The following is a 19,519-nucleotide window of genomic DNA, read 5'->3' as shown; positions in this document are numbered from 1 at the left end:
CTGGCGAAAAGGCACAGGCACGCGAAAGGGCCCGTACGACCGACGTCGTACGGGCCCTCTCAGAGGCCTAGCGGCTCAGAGTCACTTGTTGATCTTCGTGACCTGGCCGGCGCCGACCGTCCGGCCACCCTCACGGATGGCGAACTTCAGGCCCTCTTCCATGGCGATGGGCTGGATGAGCTCCACCTTCATCTCGGTGTTGTCACCCGGCATGACCATCTCGGTGCCCTCGGGGAGGGTCACGACGCCGGTCACGTCCGTCGTACGGAAGTAGAACTGCGGACGGTAGTTGTTGAAGAACGGCGTGTGGCGGCCACCCTCGTCCTTGGAGAGGATGTAGGCCTGCGCCTCGAACTCGGTGTGCGGGGTGACCGAGCCCGGCTTGATGATGACCTGGCCGCGCTCGACGTCCTCGCGCTTGATGCCACGGAGGAGCAGACCGACGTTCTCACCGGCCTGGCCCTCGTCGAGCAGCTTGCGGAACATCTCGATGCCGGTGACCGTGGTGGTGGTCTTCTCGTTCTTGATGCCGATGATGTCCACGGTCTCGTTGACCTTCAGGACACCACGCTCGATACGGCCGGTGACGACCGTACCGCGACCGGTGATCGTGAAGACGTCCTCGATCGGCATGAGGAACGGCTTGTCGACGTCGCGCTCCGGCTCCGGGATCGCGGTGTCGACGGCGGCCATCAGGTCCAGGACCGACTGGCCCCACTCCTTGTCGCCCTCGAGCGCCTTGAGCGCGGAGACCTTGACGACCGGAACGTCGTCGCCCGGGAACTCGTACTCGGAGAGCAGCTCACGGACCTCGAGCTCGACGAGCTCCAGGATCTCCTCGTCGTCCACCATGTCGGCCTTGTTCAGGGCGACGACGATGTACGGAACGCCGACCTGGCGGGCCAGGAGCACGTGCTCCTTGGTCTGCGGCATCGGGCCGTCGGTGGCGGCGACAACGAGGATGGCGCCGTCCATCTGCGCCGCACCCGTGATCATGTTCTTGATGTAGTCCGCGTGACCGGGGCAGTCGACGTGGGCGTAGTGACGGGTCTCCGTCTGGTACTCGACGTGCGCGATGGAGATGGTGATACCGCGCTGGCGCTCTTCGGGAGCCTTGTCGATCTGGTCGAACGCCGAGGCCTCGTTCAGGTCCGGGAACGCGTCGTGCAGCACCTTGGTAATGGCGGCCGTGAGGGTCGTCTTACCGTGGTCGATGTGACCGATGGTGCCGATGTTGACGTGCGGCTTAGTCCGCTCGAACTTCGCCTTCGCCACTGGGGTCCTCCTGTGGAGTGGTTCTGTACGCCTTACTTCATCGGCGCCAGGTGATCTTTGCTGTCAGTGCCCGGGCCCCGGGGCATTCCCCCACGATCGGGGAGGAATGCCCCGGCAGGCTCCGGAGTCAAGCCTACGGCGTGTGAACGCGGTGCGTTAACGCGGTGCGTTTACTCGCCCTTGGCCTTCGCGATGATCTCCTCGGCGACGTTCCGCGGAACCTCGGCGTAGGAGTCGAACTGCATGGAGTAGCTGGCCCGGCCGGACGTCTTGCTGCGCAGGTCGCCGACGTAACCGAACATCTCCGAGAGGGGCACGAGGCCCTTCACGACGCGGGCACCGGCCCGCTCCTCCATGGCCTGGATCTGGCCACGGCGGGAGTTGATGTCGCCGATGACCTCACCCATGTAGTCCTCAGGCGTGGTGACCTCGACGGCCATCATCGGCTCGAGCAGCACGGGGCTGGCCTTGCGCGCGGCCTCCTTGAAGGCCTGCGAACCGGCGATCTTGAAGGCCAGCTCGGAGGAGTCGACCTCGTGGTAGGCACCGTCGTGCAGGATCACACGGACACCGGTCATCTCGTAACCGGCGAGGATGCCGAACTGCATGGCCTCCTGCGCGCCCGCGTCCACCGAGGGGATGTACTCCTTGGGGATGCGGCCACCGGTCACCTTGTTGATGAACTCGTACGAGGCGTCGCCGCCCTCGATCGGCTCGATGCCGATCTGGACCTTGGCGAACTGACCCGTACCACCGGTCTGCTTCTTGTGCGTGTAGTCGACGCGCTCGACGGCCTTGCGGATCGTCTCGCGGTAGGCCACCTGCGGCTTGCCGACGTTGGCCTCGACCTTGAACTCGCGGCGCATACGGTCGACCAGCACCTCGAGGTGCAGCTCGCCCATACCACCGATGATGGTCTGGCCGGTCTCCTCGTCCGAGTGGACCTGGAAGGACGGGTCCTCCTCGGCCAGGCGCTGGATCGCGACGCCCAGCTTCTCCTGGTCGCCCTTCGACTTGGGCTCGATGGCGACCTGGATGACCGGCGCCGGGAAGTCCATGGACTCCAGGATCACCGGGGCCTTGTCGTCGCACAGCGTCTCACCGGTCGTGGTCTGCTTCAGACCCATGACGGCGATGATGTCGCCGGCGCCCACCGAGTCGATCTCCTCACGCTTGTTCGCGTGCATGCGGTAGATCTTGCCGATGCGCTCCTTCTTGCCCTTGACGGAGTTCAGCACCGAGGTGCCGGACTCCAGGCGGCCCGAGTAGACCCGGACGAAGGTGAGCTTGCCGAGGTGCGGGTCGCTCATGATCTTGAACGCCAGCGCGGACAGCGGCTCGTCCTCGGACGGCTTGCGCTTGACCACGACCTCCGGGTCCTTCACGTCGTGGCCCTCGATGGCCTCGACGTCCAGGGGGGAGGGCAGGTAGCGCACGACCGCGTCGAGCAGGGGCTGGACGCCCTTGTTCTTGAACGCGGTACCGCAGAACACCGGGGTGACCGTGGTGTCCTTGGACTTGCCGGACGCGATGGTGATACGACGGATCGCGGCGTACAGCTGCTCCTCGGTGGGCTCGACGCCCTCGAGGTACAGCTCCATGATCTCCTCGTCGTTCTCGGCCACGGCCTCCAGCAGCTTGCCGCGGTACTCCTCGGCAGCCTCGGTGTGCGTGTCCGGGATGTCGACGACGTCGTACATCTCGCCCTTGGTGGCCTCGGCGGACCAGACGAGCGCCTTCATGCGGACCAGGTCCACGACGCCCTTGAAGTCGGCCTCGGCACCGATCGGGAGCTGCATGACGATCGGCTGAGCGCCCAGGCGGTCCGAGATCATGTCCACGCAGCGGTGGAACTCGGCGCCCGTGCGGTCGAGCTTGTTCACGAAGCAGATACGCGGAACGCCGTAGCGGTCCGCCTGACGCCACACCGTCTCGGACTGGGGCTCGACGCCGGCGACGCCGTCGAACACCGTCACGGCACCGTCGAGCACACGCAGCGAACGCTCCACCTCGACGGTGAAGTCGACGTGGCCCGGCGTGTCGATGATGTTGATGGTGTGGTCGACGTCTTCCAGCGGCCAGTGACAGGTGGTGGCAGCAGAGGTGATCGTGATGCCACGCTCCTGCTCCTGCTCCATCCAGTCCATGGTGGCAGCGCCGTCGTGGACCTCACCGATCTTGTAGGACACACCGGTGTAGAACAGGATCCGCTCGGTGGTGGTCGTCTTGCCCGCGTCGATGTGGGCCATGATCCCGATGTTGCGGACCTTGGCCAGGTCAAGTGAAGTGGTAGCCATAAGGCTTCAGTCTTCTCTCGGTCTCGATGTGGGTAGCGACTACCAGCGGTAGTGCGCGAAGGCCTTGTTGGACTCGGCCATCTTGTGCGTGTCCTCGCGCTTCTTGACGGCCGCACCGAGGCCGTTCGAAGCGTCGAGAAGCTCGTTGAGCAGACGCTCGGTCATGGTCTTCTCGCGACGGGCGCGGGAGTAACCGACCAGCCAGCGCAGCGCCAGGGTGTTGGCGCGGCCGGGCTTGACCTCGACCGGCACCTGGTAGGTGGCGCCACCGACACGGCGGGACTTGACCTCGAGGGTCGGCTTGATGTTCTCGAGAGCGCGCTTGAGGGTGATGACCGGGTCGTTGCCGGTCTTCTCGCGCAGGCCCTCCATGGCGCCGTAAACGATCCGCTCGGCAGTCGAGCGCTTGCCGTTCAGCAGCACCTTGTTGATCAGGGAGGTCACCAGAGGAGAACCGTAGACCGGGTCGATGATGACCGGGCGCTTCGGGGCGGGGCCCTTACGAGGCATTCTTACTTCTCCTTCTTGGCGCCGTAACGGCTGCGAGCCTGCTTGCGGTTCTTGACACCCTGGGTGTCGAGCGAGCCGCGGATGATCTTGTAGCGAACACCCGGCAGGTCCTTCACACGGCCGCCGCGCACGAGCACGATGGAGTGCTCCTGCAGGTTGTGTCCCTCACCCGGAATGTAGGCCGTGACCTCGATCCCGCTGGTCAGACGCACACGCGCGACCTTACGCAGGGCCGAGTTCGGCTTCTTCGGGGTGGTCGTGAACACACGCGTGCAGACGCCCCGGCGCTGAGGGGAGCCCTCGAGTGCGGGCGTCTTGTTCTTCTCGACCTTGTCCTGCCGGCCCTTGCGGACCAGCTGCTGGATCGTAGGCACTACTTCTCCGGTTTCTGTGTGCCGATGGGTACAGCTAACCTGGAACGTCGCCGACCCACGCGGTCGGGTGTGTCGAATCCGGCAGACTCCCGCCGCAAGGCAAAAGGGCACAGATTACGGTGGCCAGTAGCGGCTCGCTATGCGGTTGATGGCACGCACAAGAGCCAGGGCACACCCCAGGCACAAGGTCTGAGCGTACCTACCGCATTCGCTGCGGTCAAAACAAATGGGCCCCGCCCGCATCACCATGCGGAACATGTCAACCCCTACGCCGTACGTGATCTTCGATTTCACGTCCCGGACACGTGCGGACGCTAGCCGGACGCCAGCGACACGGCGATGAGCAGGGTCAGCACCAGGGCCCAGCCGGCGGTCGACAGCCAGCCCAGCACCAGCCCCGTCATGGCGAGCCCCTCGCCGGCCTCGCCGGTCCGCTCGATCTCGGCGCGCGCGGTGTGACCGAGGATCACCGCCGGGATCCCGGTCAGCCCCAGCGTCGGCACGCACAGCAGCCCGCACACGGCGGCTCCCACAGCCTTCCCGTTCGTCTGCGGCCGCGCGACGGGCAGGAACGTCCGCGGCAGGGGCGGTACGGCCGTCAGGGGCGCCGGCTGCGGTACGGGACCGGTGGGCAGGTCGCCGACCAGCAGGGCCAGCTCCCCCACCGTCCGCGCCGCGTAGGCCCGCGCCACCCGCTTCTCGAACTCGGAGTGCTCCAGCCGCCCCTCCCCGTACCCGGCTCTGAGCACGTCGACGGCCCGCTCGCGGTCGGCGTGCGAGGCGAGCATGGAGGAGGTGGTGTGGGACTGCCACGGCTGCGGGACACCTTGCCCCGACTGCCACGGCTGCCATGGAGTCGGTTGAGACACGGGCGCCTCCCCCCAAAAGCGAATGAACGCCTCCATCATCCTCCAACGCCCCACTTTCGCCACGGGTTCCCACAGAGAGGGACGGCTTCCGGCGGGGGGCGCCTCACCCCCCTTCGTCAACTCGGGCTGCCGGCCGACTGATTGCGCGGGCGATCACCACCCCACGCATGACCGATTGTGGATTATTTGCACCATTTGAGAGTTCAAACTGTTTGTAAATATTAGATAACTGGCTACTCCGGGTAACAGGGGACACAGGTTCGATGTGCCGCCCCTTGGGCACCATGCGGCGGTTTTGGTCCCGATGGGCACGAAGCACCCACTGATGTCGGGGTAAGTGCCGCCGACCTGCGAAAAAGCCCCGCACCGGACCTCCGGTCACGACGACCGGGCAGGTGCGACCACCCCCGCGACCGGGCGGGCGGACGTTACGGCGATGTGGCGCGCCGGAGGGCCCGCCGCCCGGCGAGGCCACACATCCCCTATGAGTCGCACACACAACCCCCACATTCGCCGTAAGCTTCCTTTCGGTTTCGAACTCCACTCGGTGTTCGGAGCACTCATTCGCGTGCCGTCTGAAACAACAGGCGCGCGTACCCCCTGGGGAGGGGGAGAGGGGGAAAGAAAGCGCTCATGGGCCGTTCGTCGACGTGCCCTTGTCACCAAGGCCGTTAAAACCGCCGTCGTTGCCGGTTTTCCTGAGGCATCTGCATACCTCGGGACAGGGCCTCCACCTGCGTCAACCTGGGATTTCCCGCGTACCCGCACCCATGGGTCCGACATCTCCAGGGCACGGCCGTCTTCGCATTCGGGGCCCGCCCCCGCCGCCGGAACAGTCGTGGGAATTCAGTTGTCCGGCTGTCGTCTCATGCTGCCGGAAAGCATTCACCGTCACATTGTTCAGTTCAGCCGTGCCATTTTCCGGCTGCTCCGCGGCCATTGGGGGGCCTTCGTGAAGACGTTGTCCATAGTAATTCCCGCACTCAATGAGGCGCCCAATCTCGCGCCGGTCATGAAGACCATCCCGGTCGACGCACTCGCCACGGCCGGCTGGCGGACCGAGGTGGTCGTGGTCGACAACGCGTCCACGGACGGCACCGGAGACGTCGCCCGGGAGCTGGGGGCCCGGGTCGTGTACCAGCCCGCGCGAGGCTACGGGAACGCCTACCACGCCGGGTTCGCGGCGGCGACCGGCGACGTCGTCGCCACCGGGGACGCGGACCGTACGTACCCCTTCGACGCGCTCCCGGGCCTTCTCACCACGCTGGAGGAACAGGGGATCGAGTTCCTGACGACGAACCGGCTGGTCCGCCCGAACGCGCAGGCCATGAAGCGTTCCCACACGGTCGCCAACCATGCCCTCAGCGGGGTGAGTCGCATGCTGTTCCGGAACGGACTGCGCGACTCGCAGTCCGGGATGTGGGTCTTCCGCCGCTATGTCTGGCACGGCATCGACGTCAGATCGACCGGCATGGCCTTTTCGCAGGAAATCAAGAACGCGGCGGTACTGGCCGGTTTCCACACTCTCGAAGTGCCGATCGAGTACCGCAAGCGCGGCGGTGAGGTGAAGCTCAACGCGCTGCCCGACGGCATGGCCAACATGCGGCAGCTCTTCCACCACCGGTTCCGCAGACCGCGGGCGGCCGTCGTCCAGACCGTCACTCTCACCCAGTCCGCCGCCACCGGTACCGTCACCGCGTCGCCAGCAGGGGAGTTCGGAACCACCGCATGAGTCGACTGGCTGACGCGGACCAGCGGACGGCGGGGCCCCGGGCGGGGCACCGCCGCCGTCGGCATGCCCAGGGGGCGTTCTGGACGCCTCGCCGGATCGTCGCCGCCGTGGCCGTCGCCCTGGCCCTCGCGGTCGCGGCATGGGCGACGCCGCCGGTGCGCAAGGAGCTGGCCGCCTCCTTCACCCGGCTGCCCAGCGAGTACACCGAGCTGTACTTCACGCGGGCCCCCGTGGCCGCCCGTGGCACCGTCGTCGTACCGCTCTCGGTAGTGGAGCACGGCCCGCACCCGAGCCCGTACCGGCTGCGGGTCCAGCTCGTCACCGCGGCGGGACGAACCACCGCGACGACCACCCTCACCCTCACCCCGCGCCACACCGACGTGCCGCAGAACACCACCGTCCGGCTCCCGTACGTTCGGCGGGCGGCCGTTGTGCGCGTCGCCCTGCTCGACCGCGGGCAGACACTCCACTACGACCTCAGGGGCACCGAATGACGGCTTCCCGCACCGTCGTCACCACCAGCTGGGACGACGGACACCGGCTCGACCCACGCCTCGCCGACCTGCTGACCGCACACGGTGTGCCCGGCACCTTCTACATCGCGCCCCGCAACATCGAGTTCGACCCCGCCGACCGTCTCCCGGCACAGGGCATACGGGAGTTGGCCGAGCGCGGCTTCGAGGTCGGCGGACACACCCTGAGCCACCAGAGGCTGCCCCTGATATCCGAAGCCGCGGCCCGCGAGGAGATCGAGGCCGGAAAGACCGAGGTCGAGGACATCGTCGGTACGGCGGTCACGAGCTTCTGCTACCCACGCGGCGAGTACACCCCGCTGCACGTCGAACAGGCGCGGAAGGCCGGTTTCACGGTCGCCCGGACGGTGCGACGCAGCTCGCTCAGGACCGGTCCGCTGCTGGAGATGACGACGACGGTCAACGCGTACGCCCACCGGGTGGACGGTCCCCTGGCACTGCGACTCGCCGGGGGCCGGCCGTGGCGGGCGGCACGGCTCTACCTCGAGTGGGACGAGCTGGCCATCCACTGGTTCGAGCTGTGCCGCCGGCAGGGCGGCGTCTTCCACCTGTGGGGCCACAGCTGGGAGGTCGACGCCCGGGGCGACTGGTCCCGCCTCGAGCGGGTGCTCGCGCACATCGGCGGCCGCTCGGCGGAAGGCGTCCAGTACGCGACCAACGGGGAACTGGCCGGGCTCGCGGGCGGAACGCCGAGGCGCTCGGAGACCGGCGAGGACTCGTCGGACACCGGAACGGGGGCGGCCGCATGACCACCGTCCTCCAGATCACCCCCTACTACCCGCCCCATCTCGGGGGCCTGGAACGGGTCGTGGAGAACCTCGCCGACGGGCTCGGCGCCCGCCATGACGTACGGGTCCTCACCACCACCATCGGCTCGGAGGACGCCGCCCGCCGCACCCGCGCGGGCGGGGTCCGGGTCCTGCGGCACCGGTCGGTCGAGGTCGCGCACACGCCGCTCGCCCCGGGGCTGGCCGTCTCGCTGCTGAGGTCCCCGCGCCACTCCGTCCTGCACCTGCACTCGGCGCACGCGCTGTTGCCGGAGCTGGTCGCGGCGGTCGCCCGGCTGCGCGGACAGCGGTTCCTGCTCCACTTCCACCTGGACGTGGACGCCTCGGGACGTTTCGGCCGGCTCCTGCCGGCGTACAAACGGCACGTCTTCGGACGGGTCCTTCGGGCGGCGGCCGGGGTGCTGGTGCTGACCGAGGCTCAGGCGGAGTTCGTGCGCCGGACGTACCGGGTGCGGCCGGAGCGCGTCTTCGTCGTCCCGAACGGTGTCGGATCCGCTTACTTCATGCCGGTTCGCGCGTCCCGCCCCGCCGGCGAGCCGCTGAAACTGCTGTACGTCGGCCGGCTCAGCGCGCAGAAGCGCGTCGACCGGCTGCTGGACGCCATGGCCCTGATCCGCGAGCCGGTACGGCTGCGCATCGTGGGCGACGGAGAGGACCGGGCCGAACTGGAGGCGCGAGCCGCCCTCCTGGGGCTGCGCGACGTCGAGTTCGACGGCCCTCGCCTCGGCGACGCCCTGATCCGCGCCTACCGGGAGGCCGACGCGTTCGTCCTTCCGTCCGACAAGGAGGGCATGCCGCTGGTCGCGCTGGAGGCCATGGCCGCCGCCCTCCCGGTGATCGCCACCGACGTCCCCGGCAACACCGAACTCCTCGGCGATGTCGGGCTGTTGTCCGCCCCCTCACCCGAGGCGTTGGCCGAGGCCGTCGACACGGTGGCCGGCGACGAACGTCTGCGCACCACGCTGGCCCGGCGCAGTTCGCAGGCTGCGCTCGGGCACACCTGGGACGCGGTCGTCCGACGGGTCGAGGACATCTACGACACCGTTTACGGCGAGGTCGCGCGATGAGCCGCCGCCGGGGACTCGTGCTCCTCCTCGCCACCGCGCTGGCCGCCCTGCTGGAGGTGCTGCCGGGGACGCCGGTGTTCCTGCTGACTCCCGCCGGGCTCTGGCTGCTGGTCGGGGGCCCGACGGCCGTCTGGTACGCCTCCGGCGTGGCCGGGCGGGCCGCCTCGACCCGGGACGGGCAGCTGCTGATCGCTCTCGGGCTGGCCGTGGGCGGCGCCATCGCCGTACCGCTCGTGGTGAACACGCTGCTGCCGTGGGCGGGTGTGTCGAGGCCGTTGGAACGACTGCCGCTCGCTCTCGGGGCGCTCGTCCACATGACGGGTCTCACGGTCGTCACGGGCAGGCTGTGGCGGCCCTCCCCCGTCCTCGGGACTCCGTCGGAGGGCCCCGCCGCCCGGCAGCGGCCGGCCCTCCACGCGAACCTGCACGGACTCGGTACCGTGCTGCCCCTCGGACTCGGCGTGATCGCGCTGTGCGTGGCCGGGCCCGTCCGGCTCAACAACGGCCTCACCGGAACCGTCGCCGTGGCCGGGCTGCTCGCGGTCGCCGCGCTGCTCGTGCTGCTGCTGGTGCGGCGGGGACGCTACGGAGCCGCCGTGCTCGAACTGGGGCTGTTCTTCGCGGCGGCCGGGATCCTGCTGCTGACCTCGCTGCGCGGCTGGTACATCACCGGACACGACATCCAGCGCGAGTACGAGGTCTTCCGGCTGGCCGCCGACAACGCGCACTGGGACATCAGCGCGTTCCCCGACCCGTACAACGCCTGCCTGAGCATCGTGCTGCTGCCGACCGCGCTGACCCGGCTGACCGGGATTCCCGGGACCTACGTGTTCAAGGTGCTGCTGCCGCTGCTGTTCGCGCTGACGCCCGTGCTGGTGTACCGGTCGGTGCGGAACGTGGCGCCGCAGATCATCGCGCTGCTGTCGGCCGTCTACCTGATGCTCTTCCCGACGTTCTTCACCGACATGACGTTTCTGGGCCGCCAGGAGGTGGCGTTCTTCTTCCTCGGCTGCGCGATGGTCGTGGTGACCGACAGCGGACGGCCACTGGCCGGGCGACGCGTCATGTTCATCGTCATGGTGGCCGGCATCGTGCTGTCGCACTACTCCACCACGTACGTCATCGTCGCCGTCCTCGGCCTGGCACTCGGCACCGACCTGATCTGGCGCCTCTGGGGCCGGTTGCGCAGGGCCCGGCCGGCCGGGCGCTCCTTCGTCACCTGGTGGATGGTGGCCGCCTCGGCCCTGGCCGCGTTCGTCTGGTCGGGGCCCGTGACCCACACCACGGGGCAGCTGCACAGCACCCTGTCCATCACCGTTCGCGAGCTGGTGGGCGGCGCCCCGGAGGACACCGCGTCGTCCGACGTGTCGTACAGCCTCTTCAGCGGCGCGACGGTCAGCGCCGAACAGCGGCTGAAGGACTACCGTGCCGACACCATCCGGCAGACCCGGGCAGGCCGAGCGGCCGGCGACTACCTGCCGTTGAGCACGATCGACAAGTACCCGGTCAGGGTCGTGGCCGAGCAGCCGAACCTGCCGCTGACCTCCGCCGGACGGCTGCTGGAGAAGGCGGGAATCGACGTGCGCGCGGCCAACGGGCTGGTCCGCGCGTCCGCCGCCCGGCTCCTGCAGGTGCTGCTGATGGTCGGACTCGCCACCGCCGTCATCCGGCGCCGCGTCCGCGGCCGCCGGGCCCGGCCCGGGTTCCGGCCGAGCCGGGACCAGGTGACGCTCTCCATCGGCATGATCGCGATCATCGGACTGCTGACGGTGCTGCCCCAGCTGTCGGTCGACTACGGCGTGCTGCGCGCCTTCCAGCAGGGCCTGTTCTTCTTCGCCCCGTTCGTCGCCGCCGGCTCCCTGTGGCTGTTCCGCTGGTCGGGCCGATGGGCGGTCCCGGCGGCGAGCGCCCTCGCCCTCGGCCTGCTGCTGGACCTGACCGGCGTGGTCCCCAAACTGCTCGGCGGCTACCCGGCCCAGCTGCACCTGGCCAACACCGGGCAGTACTACGACATCTACTACGTCCATCCGGAGGAGCGGAGCGCTATCCGCTGGGTACAGACCCGGGCCACCGACGCCCAGCGGGCCGATGTGCAGTCCGAGGTACAGACCGACCGGTACACCTTCAGCCGGCTCCAGACGCTGATCCGGGGCCGCGCCCAGAACGACATCTTCCCGGCGCTCGTCGGCTCGCACAGCTATGTCTTCCTCGGCACGACGACGGTGACCAAGGACCAGGCCACCACCTTCTATCGCGGCGACCTGGTGACGTACCTCTATCCGACGGAGCTCCTGGACGCCACGAAGAACAAGCTGTACAGCAACGGGGGGGCGGAGATCTACCGATGACGCGCGTACTCCTGGTGAGCCACTACTACCCGCCGCATGTCGGGGGCATCGAGAACGTCGTGCGCAGCGAGGCGGTCCACCTCGCCCGCGCGGGTGCCGAGGTCACGGTGCTGACCAGTGGCGCCGAGACCGCCACCACCGTCGAGGACGGGGTGCGGGTGGTGCGTGTCGCCGCCTGGAACGGGGCCGAGGCACGGGCCGGGGTGCCCTTCCCCGTGCTCTCGCCGCGCCTGCTCGGCGCGGCCCTGCGCTGGGCCCGGTGGGCGGACGTGGTCCACGTCCACGACTGCCTGTACATGACCTCCTGGGCGGCGGGCCTGGCCGCGGCACTCACCCGCACGCCGCAGGTGCTCACCCAGCACGTGGCCCTCGTCGAGCATCCCTCCGCGCTCGTGCGCGCCGTCCAGCGCGCGGTGTACGCGGTGGCCGGCCGCCCTCTGCTGCGCCGGGCCCGCCGCGTGCTGGTCCTCAACGACCGGGTCGCCGCGTTCGTGGCCGAGCGCGGCGCCCGCCCCGCCACCGTCCGGTATCTCTTCAACGGAGTCGACACCGGGACCTTCCGGCCCGCCCGTACCCCCGCCGAACGGGACGCCGCCCGCGAGCGGTTCGCGCTGCCCCTCGGCCGCGCCCTGGTGTTGTTCGTGGGGCGGCTGGTGCCGAAGAAGGGATACGACCTGCTACTGAGCGCCGCCGACCCGGCCTCCTACGACCTGGTCTTCGCGGGAAGCGGCAGCGAGACGACCGCCGACCGGCCCGGTGTGCGGCATCTCGGGGCCCTGTCCCCCGACCAACTGGCCGACCTGTACCGGGCCTGCGACGTCTTCGCCCTGCCCTCCACCGCCGAGGGCTTCCCGCTGACCGTCCAGGAGGCGATGGCCTCCGGCCTGCCCGTCGTCACGACCGACGACCCGGGATACGCGCCGTACGGACTCGACCGCACCCGGCTGCGGCTGCTGCCCAGAGACGCGGGCGTGTTGCGCGAGGCGCTGAGGGAGCTGGCGGACGACGAAGCCCTGCGCACCGCCATGGGCCGCTACTCGCACACCTACGCCACCACCGGCTTCGCCTGGGGCGAGCATGCGGCACGGCTCCTCACCCACTACGGTGCGGCGGCCGGTGACCGGACCGTCCCGGAGGATCGCGAAGAACGCGCAGAGGCGGTCACGTGAAGCGGCTCGCCCGTGCGTTCCTGGAGACCGCCATGGTCCACGGCCTGCTCGGCTGGCTCTACGTCGCCGCGGTCGCGGCCCTGCGCCCGGACGACCTCACCGCCCCGGTCAGCACCCTGCTGCACGTCCGGCGGGACACCTTCGGGGCGGTGTGTTTCGCGGTGTCGGCCCTGGCTGCGTTCGTGCTCCAGGCCGTGTATGGAACGTGGTGGTCGCGCCCGGCACCGGCCCGGGGAGCGGTCCTCGCGCTGCTGCGCACCACCGCCACGTACGCGCTGCTCGCCTGGGCCTACTTGTGCGTCAACTCGCTCACCCACCCCTACACCATGGCGCGTCCGCTCACCCACTTCGCCGACGTGCCCCGGGAAGGTGAGACGGCGTCCTGGGCGTTCGCCGCCTCAGCCGTCGCGCTGCTGCTGGCCAGGACCAAGGCCCCGCCCCCCGCTCGCCGCCGCGACCTCGACGGCGACCCCGGAGGTGTGGCCGCATGACCGCCACCACTCCCCCCACCGGGCCGGCCGGGCACACCGTCCCCGGCCGTCCCCCCACGACGCCCGGGGCGATCGCGCGTCTGGCCGCGACGGCACGCGATCCGCTGATGCTCAACTCCTTCTTCCTCATCGCGACCACCGCGCTCGGCGCGGGCGCGGGATTCCTCTTCTGGATCCTCGTCGCCCGCCTCTTCCCGGCGTCCGACGTGGGCCGGGCCTCCTCCCTGCTGTCGAGTGCGTCACTGCTGTCGTACTTCAGCCTCTTCGGCCTCAGCTCGACCCTGGTGCGGCACCTTCCGACCAGCACCCGGCAGGCCGAGGAGACCAGCACCGCCATCAGCACGGTGGTGCTCGCGGCCTGTGTCATCTCGGGCGGTTTCGTGGTGGTCGTGCCCTGGGCCGCGCCCCAACTGGACTTCCTGCACGCCTCACCGCTGCACGCGGTCGGTTTCGTGGTCCTCGCGGCGGGAGCCGCCGTGAACCTCCTGACCGACTCCGTCTTCGTCGCCTTCCGGGCGGCCAAGGTCAACCTGGCGGTCAACGGCGGGCTGATGAGCGTGGTCAAGCTGGGCATGCCGGTGCTGTTCGTCGGCCTCGGCCCGTTCGGGATCTTCGCGGCGAGCGGGGTCGCCTCGGCGGTCGCGGCCACGGCGAGCGTGGTGGCGATCCGGCGCGTGCTGCGGGTGCGCGTGCGACCGTCGTTCTCCTGGCGGACGTTCCGTTCCACACTCGGCTATTCGCTGAGCAGCTATCTGTCGGGCAGCCTCAACCTCATCCCGCAGATCGTGCTGCCCATCGTCGTCCTGCAGACCCTGGGCCCCGTGCCCGCGGCCACCTACTTCGTCGCCTTCCAGATCGCGAACCTGGTCAACTCAGCCTCGTACGCGATCGGCGAGGCCCTGTTCGCGGAGGGCTCCCAGCAGGGGGCGCAGCTGGGCCCGATCGCCCGGCGGTCCGCCAAGGCCATCTTCGCCGTCACCGTCCCGGCGGTGGTGCTCGTCGTGGCGCTGGCGGGACCGGTCCTTCGGCTCTTCGGCCCCGAGTACGCCACCGACGGCCGGCAGACGCTGACCGTGTTCACCGTGGGTGCCCTGGCCGTGGCCTTCAACACCTGGGCCAGTTTCCTGCTCAAGGTCACGCGCCAGCTCGTCGCCATGGTCGTGTCGAACCTCGTCCTGGTCGTCGTCATGCTCGTCATCGCCCTGGCGCGGCTGGACCACGGCCTGGAGTGGGCGGGCATCGCCTGGGGCGTGGGAAATCTCGCGTCGGGAGCCGTGGCGGGCCTGGGCCTGCTGTGGAGCGGCATGCGGGAGCCGTACAAAGGGCGGCACCGCCGCCACAAGCGCAAGGGGGGCGGGTCGTCGTGAGGATCCTGCAGATCGTCAACATCGGATACGAGGCCGGAGGCGCCGAGAAGAGCGTCCGGCTGATCGCGGAGGGGCTGGGCGCGCGCGGCCACGAGGTACGGGTCCTCGCGACCGACCTGCTCTCCCAGGGGCAGCGGGTCTTCGCCGACGACCTCGTCCCGGCCATCGCCGGACACCCCGTCAGACGGTTCGCCCGGAAGTTCTGGTACGGACGGGCGCACCGCCAGGTCCGTGACGTGGTGCGGGAGTTCCGGCCCGACTGCGTACACCTGCACACCATCGGCGAGTTCAGCCCCGCCGTGCTCTCGGCCACGTCCGGCACACCGCGCGTCCTCACCCTGCACGGCCCGGAGGACTGGACGCGGAAGCTGCTGCGCTGGAACCTGCCGAGCGCGGTCACCGGGCGGCTGTCGGCCGCGGACACCGCCCGGTACATGTATCTGCGCTGCGTGCAGCGGCCCGCGTACCTGCCGAGGCTGCGTCGCGTGGACCGGGTCCTCGCACCCAGCGCGTACTTCGCCGAGGCCGTCCGGACCGACGTGGGGCGGCGGGTGCCCGTGCATGTGCTGCCCAACGGCATCGAGGCCGAGGGGGCGGCCCGACCCCTCGAAGCCCTCGACCACGTGCTGTTCGTGGGCCGGCTGGAACGGGTCAAGGGCGTGGATGTGCTGCTGGACGCCTTCCGGCGGCTCGGCCGCGGCCGGCTCACCGTCGTCGGCGACGGCCCGGACCGGGCCCGCCTGGAGGGGCTGGCCGGACCAGGCGTGTCCTTCACCGGCTGGCAGGAACCGGCGGGGGTCTCCGACCGGCTGGCCTCCGCCTCGGTCGTCGTCCTGCCCTCCCTGTGGCCCGAGAACTTCCCCACGGTGGCCCTGGAAGCCCTGCGGATGGGCCGCCCGCTCGTCGCCTCCCGGGTCGGTGGACTGCCCGAACTGGTCGGTGACGACAACGGGGCGCTGGTGCCGGCGGGCGATGCCGCGGCCCTGGCGTCCGCGCTGGACGCCCTGCTCGGCCGGCGGGACGTGCTGGAGCGGATGGGCGCGGCCTCGGCGGCACGCGCCGGGCGGTACGGGGTGGAGACCTTCCTCGACGCCCTGGAGGAGCACTACGAAGGAGTGGCTGGGAGATGAAGGACGTCAGCAAAGTCGTCATCGTCAACGCGTTCGAGCGCGGCAACCGTGGGGACGCGGCCCTGCTGAGCGTCGCCGTCGCGCAGGTCCGGGAGGCGTTCCCCGGCGCCGAGGTGCTCATCGCCGGGTTCGAACACCCGGCGGTCTGGGCCGAGTTCGACGGTGCGCGGAACATCGGGTCGATCCGCCGGTACGTGGGCGACGAGGAGGCGGGCCGGCTCACGCGGATCGCGCGCAAACTGGCCGCCGCCGGGCTGGCCGGGATCGCCGCGCTGCCCGGGGGCGGACGGCTGGTACGCCGTGCGGCCCGGCTGCTGCCCGCCGAGATGCGGGCCGAGGTGGAAGCCGTCACGGGCGCCGACCTCGTCCTGTCGCTGGGCGGCGGCTACCTCAACGCCCGCGCCGACCTGCCCTCCGACCTGAACATCGCCTTCCTGCTGCTCCCGCTCCGGCTCGCCCAGCGGGCCGGCGTACGGACCGTGCTGGGCCCCCAGTCCTACGGGCCGTTCCCGCGCGCCCGGCAGCGGCGCATGGTCCGGCGCGTCGTCGGGGCCGCCGCGACGGCGTCGGCGCGCGAGGAGATCAGCGTCACCCGGCTCGCCGAGGCCGGGGTCACCTCACCCCCCGTCGTACGCGGCGTCGACAGCGCCTTCGCCTTCCGCAGCACGTCCCGGCGGGCCTGGCGCGCGGAACTCGGCATATCCGAGGACCGCCGCCTGGTCCTCGTCACCGCACGCCGCCATCTGGCGCCCGCCGAACAGGCCCGCTACGAGGCGGCCATGGCCACGGCCATCCGGCACCTCCTCGGCGGGGGTGCCGCCGTCGTCCTCGTTCCCCAGGTCACCTGTGCCTTCCAGGCCGACGACGACCGCATCGTCAACGCCCGGATCGCCCACCTCACCGGTCCCCGCGAGGGTCTGCACGTCCTGGACGACGCGGCCCTCGACCACCATGACGTCCATGCCCTCTACGGCACCGCCGACTTCATCCTCGGCACCCGTTTCCACTCCGTCATCTTCGGCCTCACCGCCCATGTGCCCTGCCTCGCCATCGAGTACGACCACAAGACCCGGGGCATCATGGAGGACCTGGGCCTGGGCGAATGGGTCATCCGCATGAGCGACGTGCGCGACGACGTTCTCACCGGCCCGCTCGACCGCCTCATCGAGGCCGGTCCCGCCTATCGCAAGCACCTGGACGACACCCTGCCCGAATACGCCGAGCGGGCCGGGGAGTTCGTGACCGTGCTGCGCGAGGCAGCCCGGTGAGCGACCGGTCCATCCTCCTCGCCACGCCCTACTTCCCCCCGTCCGTCGGCGGTGTCGAGCAGTACGTCTGGCATCTCGCGAGGGAACTGCGGGTCCGGCACGGCCACCGGGTGGTCATCGCCACCACCGCGACCACGGGGGTGCCCGGCAGCGAGCCCGGACGCAGCGAGGACGGGCCCGGCGGAGCGACCGTCTACCGGCTGCCGGCCCCACTGCGCCTGTCCCGCACGCCCTACGGCACCGGCTGGCGGCGGATGCTGCGTCAGATCATCGACGACGAGGACGTGGCCCTCGTCAACGGTCACGCCCCGGTGCCGTTCTTCGCGGACACCGCCGCCCACGCCGCGGGCACCGGCACACCGTTCGTGCTCACCTATCACACCGGCAGGATGCGCAAGGGCCGCCTCGTCCCGGACCTCGCACTCGCCGCGTACGAGCGGACCGTGCTGGCCGACACCGCCCACCGCGCCCAGGAGATCATCTGCTCCTCCGACTACGTCGCCGCCGATCTGCCGAGCCTGTTCGCCGGGCGCACGACGACCATCTCCCCGGGCGTCGACCTGACGACGTTCACGCCGAGCGCCGTGCCCGCCGAGCCGCGCATCCTGTTCGCCGGGTCGCTGGAACAGGTGACCAGCTACAAGGGGCTGGCGGACTTGATGCGGGCGGTGGCCGGGCTACGTCCGTCCGTCCCCGGCGTGCGCCTGGACGTGGTGGGCGCCGGTTCGGCCGCCGACGGCTACCGGCGCCTGGCCGGCGAACTGGGACTGGCCGACCGCGTGACCTTCACCGGCCGGCTGGACGGCGACCGCCTCGCCGAGGCGTACCGCAGGGCCCGGGTGCTGGCGCTGCCCACCTCGTACGACAGCTTCCCGAGCGTGCTCGTCGAGGCGATGGCGAGTGGGCGGCCCGTCGTCACGACCCCGGTCGGCGGGATCCCTTCCCTCGTCCGGCACGAGGGCAACGGGCTGCTCGTCGAGCCCGGCGACCACGAGGGGCTGATCGCCGCGCTGCGGCGGGTGCTGACGGAGGACGGCCTGGCGGAGCGGCTCGGCGCCTCCGGGCGGCGGCACACCGAGCGCGAGCTGAGCTGGACGCGGCAGGCGGACCGCACCGAGGAGATCTTCGACCGGGTGCTGCGCCGGCGCAGGACACGGACGGTGGCCGTCGTCGCCCCGTACTACCCGCCGAAAGTGGGCGGAGTGGAGAACTACGCCGCCCGTATCACGCGTGCCGTCGCCGACGATCCGGCGCTGCGCGCGGTGGTGATCACCACGAACACCGCGGGCCGCCGCACTCGCGTCACCGTTGACGGTGGCGTACCCGTGGTCAGGCTCGGGACCTGGGCGAGGCTGTCCAACACCCCCATGAGCCCGCTGTGGCCGCTCCAGCTCCGCCGCTGGATGCGCAGGATGCGGGTCGACGTGGTCAACGCGCACGCACCGGTACCGGGCCTGGGGGACGTGGCCGTGACGCTCAGCGGCAGGCGCCCGGCGGTCCTGACCTACCACGCCGGATCCATGCGCAAGGGTACGTCCGGCGCCGTGGACCGGGTCATCGACCTGTACGAACGTCATGTGCTGCCGCGGGTGTTCGACAGGGTCGAGACCCTGGTCGCGGTCTCCCCCGTGTCGCTGGCCGCCGGGCGGGCCGGTGCCGTCCAGATCACCCCCGGCGTGGACATTGATCGGTTCACCCCTGGCCCGGTGCCGCCCTCGGGCCGCCCTCGCACCGTCGTGTACGTGGGCCGCATGGACCGCACCTCGGCCTGGAAAGGTGTCGACGTCCTGTTGGAGGCGTTCGCGCGGCTCGACGACGACACCGAGCTGATCCTGGTCGGCGGCGGCGATGCCGTACCGGACCACCTGCAACGGGCGGCCCGGCTGGCGGTGGAGGACCGGGTGACGACGGCGGGCGAGCTGACGGGCGAAGCACTGGTCGACGTCCTGCGGCAGGCCGCGGTCGTCGTGCTGCCGTCCCGCACCGAGGCCGAGTCCTTCGGAATGGTCCTCGCCGAGGCGATGGCCTGTGGCACGCCCGTCGTCGGTTCGGCCGTCGGTGGTATCCCCCACGTCGTCCGGGACGAGCACGACGGTGTGCTGGTCCCACCCGGCGACCCGGACGCCCTGGCAGCCGCCTGCCGCCGGATCCTGACGGACGGCGCCCTCGCCGACCGCTTGGGGACGGCGGGCAGGCGCAGCGCCGTCGAGAGGTTCGCCTGGCCGGCGCTGACGGACCAGTACCTGCGGCTGTTCAAGTCGCTCGCCTGACCTAAACGCCGAAGGGCGGCCACCCCTGAAA

Annotated in this window: 16 protein-coding genes; 11 read left to right on the top strand and 5 right to left on the bottom strand. The window is 70.4% G+C overall.

Annotated elements, in window-relative coordinates:
• Positions 1–81: 81 nt before the first annotated feature.
• The 5 genes from tuf to MKW14_RS17280 all read right to left on the bottom strand — a co-directional run bounded on the left by tuf (position 82) and on the right by MKW14_RS17280 (position 5,325).
• On the bottom strand, positions 82–1,275 hold the full coding sequence (gene tuf / locus MKW14_RS17300) for an elongation factor Tu (protein ID WP_240863440.1): 1,194 nt from the start codon (positions 1,273–1,275) through the stop codon (positions 82–84).
• 170 nt (positions 1,276–1,445) lie between these two features.
• Positions 1,446–3,572: an elongation factor G gene (gene fusA / locus MKW14_RS17295; RefSeq protein ID WP_240863439.1), complete on the bottom strand. Its 2,127-nt coding sequence runs from the start codon at positions 3,570–3,572 to the stop codon at positions 1,446–1,448.
• Positions 3,573–3,611: 39 nt separating this feature from the next.
• Entirely contained in the window at positions 3,612–4,082 is a 471-nt protein-coding gene (gene rpsG / locus MKW14_RS17290) for a 30S ribosomal protein S7 (RefSeq protein WP_003998848.1), read from the bottom strand.
• A gap of 2 nt (positions 4,083–4,084) precedes the next feature.
• A complete protein-coding gene (gene rpsL / locus MKW14_RS17285) occupies positions 4,085–4,456 on the bottom strand; it encodes a 30S ribosomal protein S12 (RefSeq protein ID WP_003948652.1) in 372 nt (123 codons plus the stop codon).
• A 314-nt stretch (positions 4,457–4,770) separates the two neighbouring features.
• Positions 4,771–5,325 carry a DUF1707 and DUF4190 domain-containing protein gene (locus MKW14_RS17280; protein WP_240863438.1) on the bottom strand — a complete coding sequence of 185 codons (555 nt, stop codon included), beginning with the start codon at positions 5,323–5,325 and terminating at the stop codon, positions 4,771–4,773.
• A gap of 436 nt (positions 5,326–5,761) precedes the next feature.
• On the opposite strand from MKW14_RS17280, the gene MKW14_RS17275 reads away from it, so the two are divergent.
• From MKW14_RS17275 to MKW14_RS17225, 11 genes are read left to right on the top strand one after another with little or no spacing between them, the layout of a single operon-like run.
• Positions 5,762–7,057 carry a glycosyltransferase family 2 protein gene (locus MKW14_RS17275; RefSeq protein WP_308314604.1) on the top strand — a complete coding sequence of 432 codons (1,296 nt, stop codon included), beginning with the start codon at positions 5,762–5,764 and terminating at the stop codon, positions 7,055–7,057.
• Positions 7,054–7,551, top strand: a complete 498-nt coding sequence (locus MKW14_RS17270) for a hypothetical protein (protein WP_240863436.1) — start codon at positions 7,054–7,056, stop codon at positions 7,549–7,551. Before MKW14_RS17275 ends, MKW14_RS17270 begins: the two co-directional genes overlap by 4 nt.
• A complete protein-coding gene (locus MKW14_RS17265; RefSeq protein WP_240863435.1) occupies positions 7,548–8,339 on the top strand; it encodes a polysaccharide deacetylase family protein in 792 nt (263 codons plus the stop codon). Before MKW14_RS17270 ends, MKW14_RS17265 begins: the two co-directional genes overlap by 4 nt.
• Positions 8,336–9,445, top strand: coding sequence for a glycosyltransferase family 4 protein (locus MKW14_RS17260; protein ID WP_240863434.1), 1,110 nt, complete (start codon positions 8,336–8,338; stop codon positions 9,443–9,445). The genes MKW14_RS17265 and MKW14_RS17260 overlap by 4 nt, the downstream gene beginning before the upstream one ends.
• The gene (locus MKW14_RS17255; RefSeq protein WP_240863433.1) at positions 9,442–11,793 is read left to right on the top strand and encodes a DUF2206 domain-containing protein; all 2,352 of its coding nucleotides are present in this window, start codon (positions 9,442–9,444) and stop codon (positions 11,791–11,793) included. The genes MKW14_RS17260 and MKW14_RS17255 overlap by 4 nt, the downstream gene beginning before the upstream one ends.
• Entirely contained in the window at positions 11,790–12,962 is a 1,173-nt protein-coding gene (locus MKW14_RS17250; protein ID WP_240863432.1) for a glycosyltransferase family 4 protein, read from the top strand. Before MKW14_RS17255 ends, MKW14_RS17250 begins: the two co-directional genes overlap by 4 nt.
• Positions 12,959–13,453, top strand: a complete 495-nt coding sequence (locus MKW14_RS17245) for a hypothetical protein (RefSeq protein WP_240863431.1) — start codon at positions 12,959–12,961, stop codon at positions 13,451–13,453. Before MKW14_RS17250 ends, MKW14_RS17245 begins: the two co-directional genes overlap by 4 nt.
• On the top strand, positions 13,450–14,820 hold the full coding sequence (locus MKW14_RS17240) for a lipopolysaccharide biosynthesis protein (RefSeq protein WP_240863430.1): 1,371 nt from the start codon (positions 13,450–13,452) through the stop codon (positions 14,818–14,820). The genes MKW14_RS17245 and MKW14_RS17240 overlap by 4 nt, the downstream gene beginning before the upstream one ends.
• The gene (locus MKW14_RS17235) at positions 14,817–15,950 is read left to right on the top strand and encodes a glycosyltransferase (RefSeq protein WP_240863429.1); all 1,134 of its coding nucleotides are present in this window, start codon (positions 14,817–14,819) and stop codon (positions 15,948–15,950) included. The genes MKW14_RS17240 and MKW14_RS17235 overlap by 4 nt, the downstream gene beginning before the upstream one ends.
• Entirely contained in the window at positions 15,947–17,218 is a 1,272-nt protein-coding gene (locus tag MKW14_RS17230; RefSeq protein WP_240863428.1) for a polysaccharide pyruvyl transferase family protein, read from the top strand. Before MKW14_RS17235 ends, MKW14_RS17230 begins: the two co-directional genes overlap by 4 nt.
• Complete coding sequence (locus tag MKW14_RS17225) at positions 17,215–19,488, top strand: glycosyltransferase family 4 protein (RefSeq protein ID WP_240863427.1); 2,274 nt, start codon at positions 17,215–17,217, stop codon at positions 19,486–19,488. Before MKW14_RS17230 ends, MKW14_RS17225 begins: the two co-directional genes overlap by 4 nt.
• Positions 19,489–19,519 lie beyond the last annotated feature (31 nt).

Origin of the sequence: Streptomyces gilvus (assembly GCF_022513565.1) — a bacterium.
Taxonomy (GTDB): Bacteria; Actinomycetota; Actinomycetes; order Streptomycetales; family Streptomycetaceae; genus Streptomyces; species Streptomyces gilvus.
Note: the sequence above shows the minus strand (reverse complement) of the source record. Positions and strands in the feature narration are given on the sequence as shown.

Excerpts from the sequence above, each read along its gene's own strand:
- fusA (WP_240863439.1), bottom strand. The coding sequence starts at position 3,572 with ATGGCTACCACTTCACTTGACCTGGCCAAGGTCCGCAACATCGGGATC.
- rpsG (WP_003998848.1), bottom strand. The coding sequence starts at position 4,082 with ATGCCTCGTAAGGGCCCCGCCCCGAAGCGCCCGGTCATCATCGACCCG.
- MKW14_RS17275 (WP_308314604.1), top strand. The coding sequence starts at position 5,762 with ATGTGGCGCGCCGGAGGGCCCGCCGCCCGGCGAGGCCACACATCCCCT.
- MKW14_RS17270 (WP_240863436.1), top strand. The coding sequence starts at position 7,054 with ATGAGTCGACTGGCTGACGCGGACCAGCGGACGGCGGGGCCCCGGGCG.
- MKW14_RS17265 (WP_240863435.1), top strand. The coding sequence starts at position 7,548 with ATGACGGCTTCCCGCACCGTCGTCACCACCAGCTGGGACGACGGACAC.
- MKW14_RS17260 (WP_240863434.1), top strand. The coding sequence starts at position 8,336 with ATGACCACCGTCCTCCAGATCACCCCCTACTACCCGCCCCATCTCGGG.
- MKW14_RS17255 (WP_240863433.1), top strand. The coding sequence starts at position 9,442 with ATGAGCCGCCGCCGGGGACTCGTGCTCCTCCTCGCCACCGCGCTGGCC.
- MKW14_RS17250 (WP_240863432.1), top strand. The coding sequence starts at position 11,790 with ATGACGCGCGTACTCCTGGTGAGCCACTACTACCCGCCGCATGTCGGG.
- MKW14_RS17240 (WP_240863430.1), top strand. The coding sequence starts at position 13,450 with ATGACCGCCACCACTCCCCCCACCGGGCCGGCCGGGCACACCGTCCCC.
- MKW14_RS17230 (WP_240863428.1), top strand. The coding sequence starts at position 15,947 with ATGAAGGACGTCAGCAAAGTCGTCATCGTCAACGCGTTCGAGCGCGGC.